Origin of the sequence: Bradyrhizobium sp. in8p8, from assembly GCF_000426845.1 — a bacterium.
Lineage (GTDB): Bacteria > Pseudomonadota > Alphaproteobacteria > Rhizobiales > Xanthobacteraceae > Bradyrhizobium > Bradyrhizobium japonicum_C.
On record NZ_AUGD01000004.1, the window covers coordinates 206,702 to 221,445 of the forward strand.

Genomic DNA, 14,744 nt, shown 5'->3' on the forward strand with positions numbered 1-14,744 from the left:
AGCGCCGTTTGAATAGAGTTTGAGATGGCGCGAGACCAGATCGATATGACGCCTCTGCAATCGCGCGACGAACTCGTCGCGTGGTTCGAGGCCGGCTGCAAGGACCCGTCGGAATTCCGCATGGGCACCGAGCACGAGAAGACGCCGTTCACGCTCGAAGGCCACCGTCCCGTGCCCTACGAAGGCGCACGCGGAATCGGCGCGCTGCTCGAAGGCATGAAGCTCCTGCTCGGTTGGGAGCCGATCATGGAGAAGGGCAACATCATCGGTCTCTACGACGTCACCGGCGGTGGCGCGATCTCGCTCGAGCCCGGCGGACAGTTCGAGCTGTCCGGCGCGCCGGTCGAGAACGTGCACCAGACCCAGAGCGAGTTGATGGCGCATCTTGCACAGGTGCGCGAGATCGCAACGCCGCTCGGCATCGGCTTCCTCGGGCTTGGCATGACGCCGACCTGGTCGCGCGCCGACATCCCGGTGATGCCCAAGGGCCGCTACAAGATCATGACCAACTACATGCCGAAGGTCGGTCAGTACGGCCTCGACATGATGTACCGGACCTGCACCGTGCAGACCAATCTCGACTTCTCCTCCGAAGCCGACATGGTCAAGAAGCTGCGCGTCTCGCTCGCGCTCCAGCCGGTCGCGACTGCGCTGTTCGCCAATTCGCCATTCACCGAAGGCAAGCCGAACGGCTTTCTCTCTTTCCGGTCCGAGATCTGGCGCGACACCGACAACGCCCGCGCGGGCATGATGCCGTGGGCTTTCGAGGACGGCATGGGGTTCGAGCGCTATGTCGACTACGCGCTCGACGTGCCGATGTATTTCGTCAAGCGCGGCGAGGAGTACATCGACGTGTCGGGCTCCTCGTTCCGCGCGTTCTTCGAGGGCCGCAACAACAATCTTCCCGGCGAGCGTCCGACGCTGTCCGACTGGGCCAATCATCTCTCGACGATCTTCCCGGAAGTGCGGCTCAAGCGCTATCTGGAGATGCGCGGCTCCGACGGGGGGCCATGGGGCCGCTTGCCGGCGCTGCCCGCCTTCTGGGTCGGAATCCTGTACGACGACGCTTCGCTCGATGCCGCCTGGGACCTGGTGAAGCACTGGACCGCACATGAACGTCAGGCTCTGCGCGATGACGTGCCGCGTCTCGGCTTCAAGGCGCGGATCAAGGACCGTTATCTCTTCGAGATCGCCAAGGAGTGCCTCGTTCTGGCTCATGCCGGCCTGCGGCGGCGCAGCCGGATCGACCAGCTCGGCCGCGACGAGACCCGGCACCTCGAGCCACTCGATCGCATCGTCGATTCCGGCAAAACTCCCGCGGAGGAAATGCTGGAGAAATTCAACGGTCCCTGGAAGGGTTCGGTGGAACCAGCCTATGTGGAGTACGCGTTCTAGGGCGCTGAATTGGATCGTGATCGCGGCTCAGGTTATTGTTTGAGCATGATCTTCTCCGAAACTCGCTGCACACTTCTCGGCATCATGCTCTCAACCTATAGGCCAACGAGCGGGACTTGAGCCGTTCATCGCCCGTACAGGTTTGCGGCGATCAAATGACCGGCCGAAAAACCTGAGCTTCGTCAATAACTCGAAAGCTGTTTCGATGCGCAAGGGCCGCCTATCCGGGGCCGTCATGGCCAGCGTCGTGGCATCTGCCGCGCTGCTTTCGCTCGCATTTGCGGGCGTGCCGGCGCTTGCCCAGACGGCGTTCGATCGGCCCGGTGGCGACTACTTCAGCACACCGGTCGCCTCGGGCGATCCCGAAGATTGCGCGCTGCTGTGCGAGCGCGACCGCCGCTGCCGCGCCTGGAGCTTCAGCTATCCCGACGTCGAAGGCGGGTCTGCCGTTTGCTGGCTCAAGAACACCGTGCCCGCACGCGTGCCGGGGAGTTGCTGTATCTCCGGAGTGCGCGGTGCGGGCGTGATTGAGCCGCGGATCGAGGGCGTCGAAACCTCGATCGACCGCCCTGGCGGCGATCTGCGCAACTTCGACTTGAAGGACGGGGAGGGTGTGGAGGTCTGCAAGGCTGCATGCACCGCCGACAACAAATGCCGCGCCTTCACCTATGCCCGCCCCGGCTACACCGGGCGCGAAGCGCGCTGTTTCCTGAAGAAGGAAATCAAGCCCCCGCGCCGCAAGGCGGGATTCACGTCGGGCGTGGTTCGTTAGTCGTCTCGTCCCCCGTACGTGCCGCGGCGCTTTTCGAGCTGCGTTGCAGAGCGCGGTCCACCCGGCGCCGGATTCGATGCGTCATGGATCCCGGCTCATGCGTCCGCCTCAATCACCGTCAGCTCCGGCCATAGCGCCTTCCATCGCGCGACCTTCGCCGCGTAATTGGCGGCGGAAAAATTCAGCGCCCGGTTGGGTCGTACGATCAGCTTTGCGATGTCGTCGAATCCGTGGGGCGCATAGACGTCGAACTCTCCACCTGAGGGCCGGATCCCCAGTTGCGTATTCTCCGTGAGGAACCGGTCGATACCGTCAGTCGAGCGCGCCAGCGGCGGATAGGGCAGGCCATGCTTGTCGGGGTACCATAAATGCACTCGCGCCTGGTTGCGGATCTCGACCTTGGCGCCGAGATGCGCAAGACGCGCATGCAGCCCGCGGATCACAGTGTCTTCCGCTTCCCACGAGGTATCGGGGTCAAAATAGAACACGTCGTAGTCGGCGATGCCGTGGCTGATCGCACGGCCGGTAAGCGCGTTCCAAACCGTCTGCACGAGGCAACCTGCGACAAGCCACGCATCGGGCAGCGCGAGCCGATCGAGTTCATCGACGATCGCGGCGTTGACCGGATTCTGCAGCGCCAACGCGAGGAATTCGTCGCGGGTCATTGGAAATCGCAGGGTAGGCTAAGATGCGCGCCCGGCGTCGTGCCACCATCTCTCAACGTTGCGACAGAAGCAGTGGGTACGCTTCGGGCCTTGCCATCCCATGATCGACGCTTCGATCAATGCACGGCGGTGAAGAACCGCGCCAGCCTGAAACCGGACAGCCAAGTCCACACCGGTTGGCTGCGCATGCCGAGATCCCAGGAGCCGACCACAGCGTCCGCACGACCGATCAGGTTGTCGATCGGCAGCAGGCCGACGCCGCCCGACCGCAGCGGCACACGGCTGTCGGCGGAATTGTCGCGGTTGTCGCCCAGCACGAAGAGATGGCCGGCCGGCACGGTCACTTCAGGCGTGTTGTCCAGCGGACCGCTGTCGCGCATCTTGAAGATCAAATGCGAAACACCGTTCGGCAGCGTCTCGACATAGCGGTAGGCGGGTTCGCTTCGGCCACGGTCGTCCTCGGCGGTGCCGATGCCATCGGGCTTCAGCTCGGCCGGACGGTCGTTGATGAAGAGCTGGCCCTGCCGCATCTGGATGCGATCGCCCGGCAAGCCCACGACGCGCTTGACCCAGGCCTGCGAGCGATCGCCGGGCCAGCGGAAGACCACGACGTCACCGAGTTTCGGTGTTTCCGCGAAGACGCGGCCGCTTTCGGGCAGGCTGATCTGGATCGGCAGTGACGAGGTGCCGTAACCATAGGGGAATTTCGAGGCGAGCAGCGCATCGCCGATCAAGAGCGTCGGCTCCATGGAGCCTGACGGCACATAGAACGGTTCGGCGAGCGCGCCCTTGGCGATGAAGACCGCGGCGACGATGCCGGCGAGCTGAGCAAGTTGCCCGGCCCAGCCGCTGCTCTTCCGCTTGGGGGTGGCAGTGACCTTCTCTTCAACGCTCATGCGCCCGTCCCACCCACGGTAATGCGTTCCATCAGCAGCGACGGCTGGCCAACGCCGACGGGCACGCCCTGGCCGTTCTTGCCGCAGGTTCCGATTCCGGTGTCGAGCGCAAGGTCGTTGCCGATCATGCGGATGCGATGCAGGTCGGTCGGGCCGTTGCCGATCAGCATGGCGCCCTTCAACGGGGCGCCGATCTTGCCGTTCTCGATCTTGTAGGCTTCCGTGCACTGGAACACGTACTTGCCCGAGGTGATGTCGACCTGGCCGCCGCCGAAATTCGCGGCGAACACGCCGTTCTTCACGGAGGCAAGGATTTCGGCCGGATCGCGGTCGCCGGCGAGCATGTAGGTGTTGGTCATGCGCGGCATCGGCACGTGGGCGTAACCCTGGCGGCGGCCGTTGCCGGTCGGCTTCATGTTCATCAGCCGCGCGTTCTGGCGGTCCTGCATGTAGCCGACGAGGATGCCGTCCTCGATCAGCACGGTACGATTGGTCGGCGTGCCCTCGTCGTCGATCGACAGCGAGCCGCGCCGCGAGGCGATCGTGCCGTCGTCGACCACGGTGACGCCCTTCGCGGCAACCTGCTGGCCCATCAGGCCTGCGAAGGCGGACGTCTTCTTGCGGTTGAAGTCGCCCTCGAGTCCATGACCGACCGCTTCATGCAGCATCACGCCGGGCCAGCCGGCACCGAGCACGACGTCCATTTCCCCCGCGGGGGCCGGGATCGATTCCAGATTGACCAGCGCCTCGCGCAACGCGCCATCGGCAGCCTCGCGCCAGGATTTCGTCTCGATGAATTCGGCATAGCCGGCGCGGCCGCCATAACCCTTGCTGCCGCTCTCCTGGCGGTCGCCTTGGCCCGCGACGACGGAAATGTTCACGCGCACCAGCGGACGGATGTCGCGATAGCTTTCGCCATCGGGGCGAAGGATCTCGACGACCTGCCAGGTCGCGCCCAGGCTGACGCTGACCTGCCGCACCCGCGGATCCTTGTCGCGCAAATAGGCGTCGATCTCGGCGAGCAGCTTGACCTTGGTCTCGAAGCCCGGCGCATCCAGCGGATTGTCGTCGCCATAGAGCCGCACATTGGTGTGCGGGGGCGGCGCGGCGAAGCTGCCGGAATAGCCGCCGCGCACGGCCGAAACTGCATCCGCCGCGCGCATCAGCGCCGGCAGGGACACGTCGGAGGAGTGCGCATATCCGACCGCATCGTCCTTGACGGCGCGCAAGCCGAAGCCCTGCGAGGTGTCGTAGGTCGCCTGCTTGAGCCGCCCATTGTCGAACATCAGGGCTTCGGTCTGGCTGTACTCCAGGAACAGCTCGCCGTCGTCGGCGCCCGAAAGCCCCCGCGCGATCTCGTGGCGAACCTGGTCGCGGTCGAGATTGGCGCGGTCGAGCAGGGAGGTTGTGGCAGGGTTGGTCATGCGTCCGTCCATTAGCCGGGGTATGTACGGCAAGATAATGATTTCGCGCCGGTTCCGCGAGGGCGCGAAGCCTCACATTACGGAAACAATAGGATTGCCCGCGACGCTACGGCAGCTTGTCATATCCCTCACCCAGCCCGTTCAGACTGAGCGGAAAGCCGATGCCTTCTTCGGGGGTCTCGAAGATGATGAAGGTCGCGGTCTTGGCGCTGCGCAGCTGGCCCAGCAGCTTGTCTTCCAGGACGACCTCGGCGACGCAGCCATTGGGCAGGCAGCGGACGAAGCCGGCGCGGCCGACATCCTGGTTGTCGAGCTTGAGGCCGAGGCCGGAGGGCAGGAGCACGCCGAGCGGGGCGACCACGCGCATCAAGCGGCTCTTCTGGTCGGCGGTCTTGAGCACGATCACGGTCAGGCCGGCATTGGAACGGTCCTCCGCCACCACGCTCTGGATCAGGGCGCATTGCTCGGTCTGGGCGCCGGGCGGGGTGTCGCAGCGGATCTGCCAGTCGCCATGGACGGAGCGGACCGCGCCTTGCGCATGAGCGAGGCCCGGGAGCGCCGGCAGGACGATCGAAGCCAGCAGGGCCAGCGCCGGGAGGCCGTTGGCCGGCCTTGCCATCGATCTCGAAAGCCCCATCGGGTCGGTCCCTCTGCTCGCCTGGCTCGCTCGTGCTTGGCGGACCAATCCGGCGGACTGATACGGGAATGACGGCGTCTTGAAGGCGATTCCCAAGCAAAATCCGCGCCGCCCACGCCGCCATCGCCCGCACGAATCAGGCTGCTGCGCGGCCATTCGCCTGTGCCTACCGCGAGCAATTCCGCTGTCAAGCCGCAGCATCCCGGCCAACGGTATTTTTGTCTGATGTTACTAGGAAATATCTTGCGGGTGATGGCTGACAGACGAAGCTCAAGACTGCATTGCGATAGATCAAGAATTATGGTTTGAGAGGCTTGATTTCGCGTTCTAGCGATCTGGCCCCAGTTCCTCTTAGAGGTATTCTTGCGTGGCGGTTTGTCAGACCGGCGGATCGAATAAGTGCTTCCCGCAAACAGGGGGATGCATCTGGGGTGATTTCGTAAGGGGAGCGCGAACGGCATGAGGATGTCGATGGGTCGGGTGGGCCGGCAATTGCTGGGATTGGCCACCATCTTCGTGGCGGTGGCTGGCATCATGCTGGCGACGGGTGGTGCGGCATTCGCCGAGCTCGGGCAGCCGGCGCCGTGGGAGTGGACGCTGCAGCAGTCCGGTTCCCCGGTGATGGACAACATCATCTGGTTCCACAACTTCCTGTTCGTGCTGATCACCCTGATCACACTGTTTGTCCTGGCGCTGCTCGTCATCGTGGTGGTCAAGTTCAACGCGCGGGCCAATCCGGTGCCGTCGCGGACCACCCATAACACGCTGATCGAGGTGGCCTGGACACTGGTTCCGGTGCTCATCTTGGTCGGCATCTCGGTGCCGTCGTTCCGGCTTCTGTTCCTGGAGCTCGACGTGCCGAAGGCCGACCTGACCATCAAGGCGACCGGCAAGCAGTGGTACTGGTCCTATGCCTATCCTGATAACGGCAAATTCGAGTTCGACTCGCTGATGGCGCAGGACAAGCAACCCCGCCTGCTCGGCGTCGACAACGAGATGGTGGTGCCGGTCAACAAGGTGATTCGGGTCCAGACGACCGGCGCCGATGTCATCCACGCCTTTGCGGTGCCGGCTTTCGGCGTCAAGATCGATGCCATTCCCGGCCGCCTGAACGAGACCTGGTTCAAGGCCACCAAGACCGGCATGTACTACGGTCAGTGCTCGGAGCTTTGCGGCAAGGACCACGCCTTCATGCCGATCGCCGTGCGAGTGGTGAGCGATCAGGAGTTCGCCTCCTGGGTCGAAGCGGCGAAGAAGAAATATGCGAGCGGCGGCACCAGCACCTACGCCTCCGCTGCTGGCCCGACGCAGTAGGCGTCGGGTGACGGCTTGAGGGACTGAAAGCGACAAAAGGGCGGGACCTCCAGAGGTCCGAACGGGACGCAAGGCAGGATTTGAAAATGGCAACGAGCGCAGCGGCACACGGCGATCACGCGCAGGCCCACGGACATGACGAGCACGCCCATCCGACCGGATGGCGGCGCTACGTCTATTCGACCAACCACAAGGACATCGGCACGATGTACCTGATCTTCGCGGTCATTGCCGGCATCATCGGTGCCGCGATGTCGATCGCGATCCGGGTCGAGCTGATGTATCCGGGCGTGCAGATCTTCCACGAGGCCCACACCTACAACGTGTTCGTGACCTCTCACGGCCTGATCATGATCTTCTTCATGGTCATGCCTGCGATGATCGGCGGCTTTGGCAACTGGTTCGTGCCGCTGATGATCGGCGCGCCCGACATGGCTTTCCCGCGCATGAACAACATCTCGTTCTGGCTGCTGCCGGCGTCCTTCGCGCTGCTGCTGATGTCGACCTTCGTCGAGGGCGAGCCGGGCTCCAACGGTGTCGGCGCCGGCTGGACCATGTACGTGCCGCTGTCGAGCTCTGGCCATCCGGGGCCCGCCGTCGATTTCGCGATCCTGGCGCTGCATCTTGCGGGCGCCTCGTCGATTCTCGGCGCCATCAACTTCATCACCACCATCTTCAACATGCGTGCGCCGGGCATGACCCTGCACAAGATGCCGCTGTTCGTGTGGTCTATCCTGGTGACGGTGTTCCTGCTGCTGTTGTCGCTTCCGGTGCTCGCCGGCGCGATCACCATGCTGCTCACCGACCGCAATTTCGGCACGACGTTCTTCGCGCCTGACGGCGGCGGCGACCCGGTGCTGTTCCAGCATCTGTTCTGGTTCTTCGGTCATCCCGAAGTGTACATCCTGATCCTGCCGGGCTTCGGCATGATCAGCCAGATCGTCTCCACCTTCTCGCGCAAGCCCGTGTTCGGCTATCTCGGCATGGCCTACGCGATGGTCGCGATCGGCGGCATCGGCTTCGTGGTGTGGGCGCACCACATGTACACGGTCGGCATGTCCTCGGCGACGCAGGCCTACTTCGTCGCGGCCACGATGGTCATCGCCGTTCCGACCGGCGTGAAGATCTTCTCGTGGGTCGCAACGATGTGGGGCGGCTCGATCGAGTTCCGCGCCCCGATGATTTGGGCGGTGGGCTTCATCTTCCTGTTCACGATCGGCGGTGTCACCGGCGTCGTGCTGGCGAACGCGGGCGTCGACCGCGTGCTCCAGGACACCTACTACGTCGTTGCGCACTTCCACTACGTGCTGTCGCTCGGCGCGGTGTTCGCGATCTTCGCCGGCTGGTACTACTGGTTCCCGAAGATGTCGGGCTACATGTACAACGAGACTTTGGCCAAGGCGCACTTCTGGGTCACCTTCGTCGGCGTCAATATGGTGTTTTTCCCGCAGCACTTCCTCGGTCTGTCGGGCATGCCGCGCCGCTATATCGACTATCCCGATGCCTTCGCGGGCTGGAATCTGGTCTCGTCGATCGGCTCCTACATCTCCGGTTTCGGCGTGCTGATCTTCCTGTACTGCGTGTTCGACGCTTTCGCCCGCAAGGTGCCGGCTGCCGACAACCCCTGGGGTGCGGGCGCGACCACGCTGGAATGGACGCTGACCTCGCCGCCGCCGTTCCACCAGTTCGAAGTGCTGCCCCGCGTGCAGTAAGCCATCTCCCGCGGCGCCCGTGACGGGCGCCGCGGCGCTATAACGAAGCGAGTAGATCTAAGTGTCCGTCCTCGACCAGAACGCCATCGACATCAATCCCCGCATCTCCGAAGCGGAGGTTGGCGATTATATCGCGCTGCTCAAGCCGCGGGTGATGTCCCTGGTGATCTTCACCGCGCTGGTCGGGATGGCGATGGCGCCAGGGCACTTTCACCCGGTGCTGGCGATCACCTCTCTGCTCTGCATCGCGGTCGGTGCCGGCGCCTCCGGGGCGCTCAACATGGCGCTGGAGGGCGACATCGACGCCAAGATGTCGCGCACGGCAAACCGCCCGATCCCGCGCGGCCGCATCACACGTCCCGAAGCCATGGCGTTCGGCACGACGCTCGCCTTCTTCTCGGTGATGACGCTCGGCATCCTCGTCAATTGGGTCGCGGGCGCGCTGCTCGCCTTCACCATCTTCTTCTACGTCGTGATCTACACGATCGGCTTGAAACGCTGGACCGCGCAGAACATCGTGATCGGCGGCGCCGCCGGCGCGCTGCCGCCGGTGGTGGCCTGGGCTTCGGTCACGGGCACGGTCGATGTCGAACCGCTGCTGCTGTTCGCCATCATCTTCTTCTGGACCCCGCCGCATTTCTGGGCGCTGGCGCTGTTTCGTTCCGACGACTACGCGCGCGCCGGCATTCCGATGCTGCCCAACGTCGCCGGTCCCGACGCGACGCGGCTCCAGATCCTGCTCTACACCGTCGTGCTGATCGCGGTCGCCGCGGCGCCATGGGCGCTTGGCTATTTCGACGCCGTCTACGGCATCGTCTCGCTGATCCTGGGGGCTGGCATGCTGGTGCTCGCGATCAACGTCTACCTGCGTCGCGAACGCAGCCAGTCGCTGCGCGCGACCCGCAAGCTGTTTGCATTCTCGATCCTGTATCTGTTCGCGCTGTTCGCGACCTTGCTGGCCGAGGTCGTGTACCGGGCGCTCGTGCCGATGGCAGGGGGCGCATGATCACAGCGATGGCCGACAAACCCGAGCCAGACGGAATCGTCCTCACCGAGGCGCAGCGGAAGAGCCGTCGTCAGCGTTCGATCGCAATCGCGCTCGCGCTCGGCGTGCTCGTGGTGCTGTTCTTCGCCGTCACCATGGTCAAGGGACCGGCGGTACTCGTGCGGCCGATGTAGGAAACATGAATCACGAGCCGATCATATCACGGGACGTCAGCGCCAAGCCGGCCGATCGTAAGCCGGCCGGGAGCCGTGCGCTGCGGCGCGATGTGGTGGTGGCTTCCATCTGCGGCGGCGTGGTCGCGCTGATGGTCGGTGCTTCCTACGCGGCGGTGCCGTTCTACAACTGGTTCTGCCGTGCCACCGGCTTCAACGGCACGACGCAGGTTGCGACCTCTGCGCCGGCCTCCGGCCCGATCGCGCGGAAGATATCGGTGCGCTTCGATTCCAACGTCGCGCCCGGCCTGCCCTGGAAGTTCGAGCCGGAGCAGAGCGAGATCGAGGTCAATATCGGCCAGGTCGTGACCGTCTTCTACACCGTGACCAACCAGGCCGCGCGCACAACGGCCGCGCAGGCCGCGTACAATGTCGCGCCGCTGACGGTCGGCTCATATTTCCAGAAGATCAACTGCTTCTGCTTCACCGAGCAGACCATGGCTCCGGGCGAGAAGCGCGAGATGCCGGTCGTGTTCTACGTCGATCCATCGATCGCCGACGACCGCGAGAATGATGCGTTGAACACCATCACGCTGTCCTACACGTTTTATCCGGTGAGGGATCCGGTGGTGAAGCCGCTGGCTTCGGGCGAAGGCGACAAGCGCAAGGGAAATCTCTGACCGCCGGGCGCGCGCTCGGGATGTCGGAAGCAAGGGGATAAGTGCCTGCCAGGCACGGGATTGAGGAGAGAGACGGAATGGCTACGGCGCACACCAAGCATCACGACTATCATCTGGTCGATCCCTCTCCCTGGCCGGCGGTCGGCTCGCTCTCGGCGTTCATCATGGCCGTCGGCGCGGTCGCCTGGATGCACCACATGTTCTCTGCGGCGCCGATCGTGTTCGGCGTCGGTACCGTCGGCGTGCTCTACACCATGGCGAGCTGGTGGGGGGACGTGATGAAGGAGGCCCAGTACAAGGGCGACCACACCCGCGTCGTGCAGCTGCATCATCGCTACGGCATGATCCTCTTCATCGCCTCCGAGGTGATGTTCTTCGTCGCTTGGTTCTGGGCCTATTTCAACGCCGCGCTGTTCCCGGCCGACGCGGTGCAGGCGACCCGCGACGCCGTGTTCGGCTGCGGTCTCGGGACCCAGGCTGGCGCCTGCTCGGTCCCCGGCACTTGGCCGCCGAAGGGCATCGAGACTTTCGATCCCTGGCATCTGCCGCTCCTGAACACGCTGATCCTGCTCACCTCAGGCACCACTGTGACCTGGGCGCACCATGCGCTGCTCGAGAACGACCGCCAGGGCCTGAAATACGGCCTGATCCTCACGGTCGTACTTGGAGCCCTCTTCACCTGCGTGCAGGCCTACGAGTACAGCCATGCGGCGTTCTCCTTCGCCGGCAACGTCTACGGTGCGACCTTCTTCATGGCGACGGGCTTCCACGGTTTCCATGTGCTGGTCGGCACCATATTCCTGCTGGTCTGCCTGTTCCGCGCCTATGCCGGCCATTTCACGCCGAAGCAGCATCTCGGCTTCGAATTCGCCGCCTGGTACTGGCACTTCGTTGACGTGGTCTGGCTGTTCCTGTTCCTTTGCATCTACGTCTGGGGACGCGGCGCCGAGACCATGGCTCACGCTGCCCACTAAGCCAGATTGAACGACCAGAAAGGGCGGCCGCAGGGCCGCCCTTTCGCGTTCCGGCCGCCGGAAGTTTCGGCCGAAAGTGTGATAGAGTCCACCATCATGAACGACACCGCCGGCACCTCCCCGTCCGAAACCACCGTCCTGCAGAGCGCGATGCGCGGGCTTGCCTGCAAGTGCCCGCGCTGTGGCCAGGGCAAGCTTTATGCGGGCTTCCTGACGCTCGCCCCCGCTTGCGACCGTTGCGGTCTCGACTACGCCTTCATCGATACCGGAGATGGCCCGGCAATCTTCATTATCATGCTCGCCGGCGCCATCGTCGTCGGCTGCGCGCTCGTCGTCGAGGTCAAGTACCAGCCGCCGTTCTGGCTCCATGCGGCGCTCTGGCTGCCGCTGATCCTCGCCACCACGCTGCTGCCGCTGCGTGCGATGAAATCGCTGCTGATCGCGCTGCAATTCCACCACAAGGCGGCGCCCGGCCGGCTGGTTGATCGCGCGAAATGAACGAGGCCGCGCGCAAGGGCCGCGTGGCCGGCTTCGCGCTGTTCACGCTGTTCCTGACAGCCGTGTGCGTCGCGCTCGGTGTCTGGCAGTTGCAGCGTCGGACAGCCAAGCACGAGCTGATTGCGGCCCTCACCGAGCGGCTTGCGGCGGCACCCGGCGCGCTGCCTTTGCCGGTGCTATGGTCTGGTCTCAATCCCGCCCGCGACGAATTCCGGCGCGTCAGCTTCACGGCGACGTATGCGCCGCTGCCCGATGCGATGGTCTATTCCGCGGGCTCCGCGGTGCGCAAGGACGCCTCCGGCCCCGGCACCTGGGCGTTCCTGCCGGCGCGGCTTCCGAGCGGCGAGACCGTCGTGATCGATGCGGGCTTTATCGAGAACACGATGCAGGATCGCGATGTCGAGGATCGTGCGGTGAAGAAGCTCGTCACGGGTGAGCCGGTCACGCTCACCGGCTACCTGCGCTTTCCCGAGGCGCCAGGCTGGCTGACGCCGGGGGAGAATCGCGCCAAGCGGCTCTGGTTCGTGCGCGATCATCTGGCAATGGCAAGCGCGCTCGGCTGGGGCGCTGTTGCGCCGTTCTATGTTGACCTCGAGCAGCCAGCACCTGCGAATGGCATTCCGCGTCCGGGGCCGCTCGTCGTGAATCTGAAGGACGATCACCTGCAATACGCCATCACCTGGTTCACGCTTGCGGGCGCCGTGCTGATCGCCTTCGCCGTGTGGGCAAGAGGCCGCCGGCGGAGCTGAGCTCATCCGAAGATTTTCCGTGGAACCCGGTATCGCCCGGGGTTTATTATTCAGCGCACATTCACGAGTGTGGTCCCAAGCCGCCGCCGATTCTTCGCGGCAGACAGGATTGCGGCGTGAGCGACTTCGATCAGATGGGAATTGTCGTCGACTGGGTGGACGCCTGCCGGAAGGGCGACCTCATGACGTTGCTCGGCCTCTACGCGGATGACGCCCAGGCCGAATGTACGTGTAACGGCACCCAGCGCTATAGCGGTCGAAGCGAGCTCGAGGCGTATTGGCAGCCGCGGCTCAGCACTTTCTCGGCGGCGGGTTTCGGGCTTGAGGAGATTCATCCGGCACCCGACGGCGTCGACCTCGAATACTCCGTTGCCGGCGCGTTGCGCATTCACGTCTCGTTCCGCTTCAGCCCGGAAGGCAAGATCCGCAGCACGCTGTGCGAACCGGCGCTGCAGAACGTGCGAGATGGCTGCTGGTGCCGGCTGGCCTCATGACGCCGGGTCCCGACTTGCCTTAGCCGGAAGGCGGCAGCGCACATAAGTCCGTTCGTTCATGCGCAGCAGGGACAGCGATCCGCTGAGCGCGCGCACGCGCTCTTGCATGCCGGTCAGGCCCCGGCCGAAGACGTTGCCGGCCGGAAAACCGGCGCCATCGTCGGAAATCTCGATGACGACCGTCTCACCGGTGACGATCGCCTGCACATGGGCGCTGCCTGCCTTGGCGTGGCGTAGCACATTGGTCAGTGCCTCCTGTGTCACCCGATAGACGGTCTGTGCCGACGGCCCCTCGATCACGTTCAGGTCCGGGTCGATCGTGTCCGTCAGGACGATATGCGGCGCCTGCTTGCGAAAGTTCCGAAGCAGCGTCTGCACGCTGGTCGAAAGGCCCAGTTCCTCGATGTAGAGCGGTCGGAGCCGGTCGAGGATACGGCGGTTGGTTTGCTGGAGTGCCTCGACCGATTGCAGCAGATCCTGCGCCGGGTTGCCGAGATTTCCCACGGGCGGTGAGGCCTCGACGAGCGCGATCGTGCCCGCGCGGATGCTGAACAGCAGCGGCCCGAGTTCGTCGTGCAATTCGCGGGCGAGATCGCGTCGCTCGTCGTCCTGGAGCGACACCAGGCGGTGCATCAGATCGCGATTGTCCCGGCTCAATTGCGCCAGCGTTGCAGCGAGCGCATTCGCCTCTTCGCAGCCCTGCCGGATCTCCGGCGGCCCCCTGACCGGAATCGGCCTGGTGTAGTCGCCCTGTCGTATTCGCGTGAGACCTTCGCCGAGATCCTGCATGGGGCGCAGGGCAGATCCCGACAAGACGTAGGCGATCGTGCCGGTAAGAGCCATCAGCACGGCCACCAGGCCGGTGAACGCCAGAAAGCCGATCCACTTCTCGAACAGATCGGCCGACATGTCCGACAGGAAGACGATGTCGCCGACACGTTGGCCATCGATCATGACCGGGGATGCCGCGTCGATTTCGGGAATGGCGAGAAGGCGGATGAACCATTGCGGCACGCCATGCGACTTGCGCGAGTCGTCCTTCGGTGACGGCGTGGGACCTGCTCCCAGGGCACGGAATTGAATATCCGAGGAGGTGTCCAAGGAATGGACAAAGGCGTCGAGCGTCTGCCGCGGATTGTCCGATGCACGCAAGGTGTTGTTGAGCGCGGTGGCGATGGCCTGGATCGATCGCCTTCCCGGCTCGCGTTCCTCGGCCAGCTGGCCCGTTGCGAATATCTGGAGCAGCACGCCGCCCAGGATCAGCACCGCCAGGAAGCTCGCGCCGAGCGGAAGAAACAGTTGCGTCCTGAACGAGAGTCGCTGCCACATTAGGTCAATTCTAACGCGCATCGGCGGAATTTACTCTTTCCATTTCT

16 protein-coding genes are annotated in these 14,744 nt (G+C 64.4%); 11 read left to right on the forward strand and 5 right to left on the reverse strand.

Annotated features, from left to right (window positions below):
• The first annotated feature begins 24 nt into the window (after window positions 1-24).
• A complete protein-coding gene (locus K408_RS0113545; RefSeq protein WP_024339129.1) occupies window positions 25-1,395 on the forward strand; it encodes a glutamate--cysteine ligase in 1,371 nt (456 codons plus the stop codon).
• A gap of 205 nt (window positions 1,396-1,600) precedes the next feature.
• Window positions 1,601-2,167, forward strand: coding sequence for a PAN domain-containing protein (locus tag K408_RS0113550; RefSeq protein ID WP_024339128.1), 567 nt, complete (start codon window positions 1,601-1,603; stop codon window positions 2,165-2,167).
• 95 nt (window positions 2,168-2,262) lie between these two features.
• Here K408_RS0113550 and K408_RS0113555 read toward each other — a convergent pair whose 3' ends face one another.
• The 4 genes from K408_RS0113555 to K408_RS0113570 all read right to left on the reverse strand — a co-directional run bounded on the left by K408_RS0113555 (window position 2,263) and on the right by K408_RS0113570 (window position 5,789).
• On the reverse strand, window positions 2,263-2,832 hold the full coding sequence (locus K408_RS0113555; RefSeq protein ID WP_024339127.1) for a nucleotidyltransferase family protein: 570 nt from the start codon (window positions 2,830-2,832) through the stop codon (window positions 2,263-2,265).
• A 116-nt stretch (window positions 2,833-2,948) separates the two neighbouring features.
• Window positions 2,949-3,728, reverse strand: coding sequence for a signal peptidase I (lepB, locus tag K408_RS0113560; RefSeq protein WP_024339126.1), 780 nt, complete (start codon window positions 3,726-3,728; stop codon window positions 2,949-2,951).
• On the reverse strand, window positions 3,725-5,152 hold the full coding sequence (gene tldD, locus K408_RS0113565; protein WP_024339125.1) for a metalloprotease TldD: 1,428 nt from the start codon (window positions 5,150-5,152) through the stop codon (window positions 3,725-3,727). The genes lepB and tldD overlap by 4 nt, the downstream gene beginning before the upstream one ends.
• 106 nt (window positions 5,153-5,258) lie before the next feature.
• Complete coding sequence (locus K408_RS0113570; protein WP_024339124.1) at window positions 5,259-5,789, reverse strand: invasion associated locus B family protein; 531 nt, start codon at window positions 5,787-5,789, stop codon at window positions 5,259-5,261.
• Between the two features lie 459 nt (window positions 5,790-6,248).
• Between K408_RS0113570 and coxB the strand changes: the two genes are divergently transcribed.
• The 9 genes from coxB to K408_RS0113615 all read left to right on the forward strand — a co-directional run bounded on the left by coxB (window position 6,249) and on the right by K408_RS0113615 (window position 13,368).
• The gene (coxB, locus tag K408_RS0113575; protein WP_024339123.1) at window positions 6,249-7,103 is read left to right on the forward strand and encodes a cytochrome c oxidase subunit II; all 855 of its coding nucleotides are present in this window, start codon (window positions 6,249-6,251) and stop codon (window positions 7,101-7,103) included.
• Between the two features lie 86 nt (window positions 7,104-7,189).
• Window positions 7,190-8,815, forward strand: a complete 1,626-nt coding sequence (gene ctaD, locus K408_RS0113580; RefSeq protein ID WP_024339122.1) for a cytochrome c oxidase subunit I — start codon at window positions 7,190-7,192, stop codon at window positions 8,813-8,815.
• A 61-nt stretch (window positions 8,816-8,876) separates the two neighbouring features.
• Window positions 8,877-9,821, forward strand: a complete 945-nt coding sequence (locus K408_RS0113585; protein WP_024339121.1) for a heme o synthase — start codon at window positions 8,877-8,879, stop codon at window positions 9,819-9,821.
• Window positions 9,818-9,994, forward strand: coding sequence for a cytochrome c oxidase system small membrane protein (locus tag K408_RS0113590; protein ID WP_024339120.1), 177 nt, complete (start codon window positions 9,818-9,820; stop codon window positions 9,992-9,994). Before K408_RS0113585 ends, K408_RS0113590 begins: the two co-directional genes overlap by 4 nt.
• A 5-nt stretch (window positions 9,995-9,999) precedes the next feature.
• Window positions 10,000-10,653 carry a cytochrome c oxidase assembly protein gene (locus K408_RS0113595; RefSeq protein WP_024339119.1) on the forward strand — a complete coding sequence of 218 codons (654 nt, stop codon included), beginning with the start codon at window positions 10,000-10,002 and terminating at the stop codon, window positions 10,651-10,653.
• Between the two features lie 77 nt (window positions 10,654-10,730).
• Window positions 10,731-11,627, forward strand: a complete 897-nt coding sequence (locus K408_RS0113600; protein WP_024339118.1) for a cytochrome c oxidase subunit 3 — start codon at window positions 10,731-10,733, stop codon at window positions 11,625-11,627.
• 96 nt (window positions 11,628-11,723) lie between these two features.
• Entirely contained in the window at window positions 11,724-12,125 is a 402-nt protein-coding gene (locus K408_RS0113605; RefSeq protein ID WP_024339117.1) for a DUF983 domain-containing protein, read from the forward strand.
• Entirely contained in the window at window positions 12,122-12,874 is a 753-nt protein-coding gene (locus tag K408_RS0113610; RefSeq protein WP_024339116.1) for an SURF1 family protein, read from the forward strand. Before K408_RS0113605 ends, K408_RS0113610 begins: the two co-directional genes overlap by 4 nt.
• A gap of 116 nt (window positions 12,875-12,990) precedes the next feature.
• On the forward strand, window positions 12,991-13,368 hold the full coding sequence (locus K408_RS0113615; protein WP_024339115.1) for a nuclear transport factor 2 family protein: 378 nt from the start codon (window positions 12,991-12,993) through the stop codon (window positions 13,366-13,368).
• On the opposite strand, the gene K408_RS0113620 is transcribed toward K408_RS0113615, so the two are convergent.
• A complete protein-coding gene (locus K408_RS0113620; RefSeq protein ID WP_024339114.1) occupies window positions 13,363-14,697 on the reverse strand; it encodes a histidine kinase in 1,335 nt (444 codons plus the stop codon). The two genes, K408_RS0113615 and K408_RS0113620, sit on opposite strands and share 6 nt — an antisense overlap.
• Window positions 14,698-14,744: the final 47 nt, after the last annotated feature.

What these genes read in the sequence shown, in the direction of transcription:
- K408_RS0113545 (WP_024339129.1), top strand. Translation starts at nt 25, where the DNA reads ATGGCGCGAGACCAGATCGATATGACGCCTCTGCAATCGCGCGACGAA.
- K408_RS0113550 (WP_024339128.1), top strand. Translation starts at nt 1,601, where the DNA reads ATGCGCAAGGGCCGCCTATCCGGGGCCGTCATGGCCAGCGTCGTGGCA.
- K408_RS0113555 (WP_024339127.1), bottom strand. Translation starts at nt 2,832, where the DNA reads ATGACCCGCGACGAATTCCTCGCGTTGGCGCTGCAGAATCCGGTCAAC.
- lepB (WP_024339126.1), bottom strand. Translation starts at nt 3,728, where the DNA reads ATGAGCGTTGAAGAGAAGGTCACTGCCACCCCCAAGCGGAAGAGCAGC.
- tldD (WP_024339125.1), bottom strand. Translation starts at nt 5,152, where the DNA reads ATGACCAACCCTGCCACAACCTCCCTGCTCGACCGCGCCAATCTCGAC.
- K408_RS0113570 (WP_024339124.1), bottom strand. Translation starts at nt 5,789, where the DNA reads ATGGGGCTTTCGAGATCGATGGCAAGGCCGGCCAACGGCCTCCCGGCG.
- coxB (WP_024339123.1), top strand. Translation starts at nt 6,249, where the DNA reads ATGAGGATGTCGATGGGTCGGGTGGGCCGGCAATTGCTGGGATTGGCC.
- ctaD (WP_024339122.1), top strand. Translation starts at nt 7,190, where the DNA reads ATGGCAACGAGCGCAGCGGCACACGGCGATCACGCGCAGGCCCACGGA.
- K408_RS0113590 (WP_024339120.1), top strand. Translation starts at nt 9,818, where the DNA reads ATGATCACAGCGATGGCCGACAAACCCGAGCCAGACGGAATCGTCCTC.
- K408_RS0113595 (WP_024339119.1), top strand. Translation starts at nt 10,000, where the DNA reads ATGAATCACGAGCCGATCATATCACGGGACGTCAGCGCCAAGCCGGCC.
- K408_RS0113600 (WP_024339118.1), top strand. Translation starts at nt 10,731, where the DNA reads ATGGCTACGGCGCACACCAAGCATCACGACTATCATCTGGTCGATCCC.
- K408_RS0113605 (WP_024339117.1), top strand. Translation starts at nt 11,724, where the DNA reads ATGAACGACACCGCCGGCACCTCCCCGTCCGAAACCACCGTCCTGCAG.
- K408_RS0113610 (WP_024339116.1), top strand. Translation starts at nt 12,122, where the DNA reads ATGAACGAGGCCGCGCGCAAGGGCCGCGTGGCCGGCTTCGCGCTGTTC.
- K408_RS0113620 (WP_024339114.1), bottom strand. Translation starts at nt 14,697, where the DNA reads ATGTGGCAGCGACTCTCGTTCAGGACGCAACTGTTTCTTCCGCTCGGC.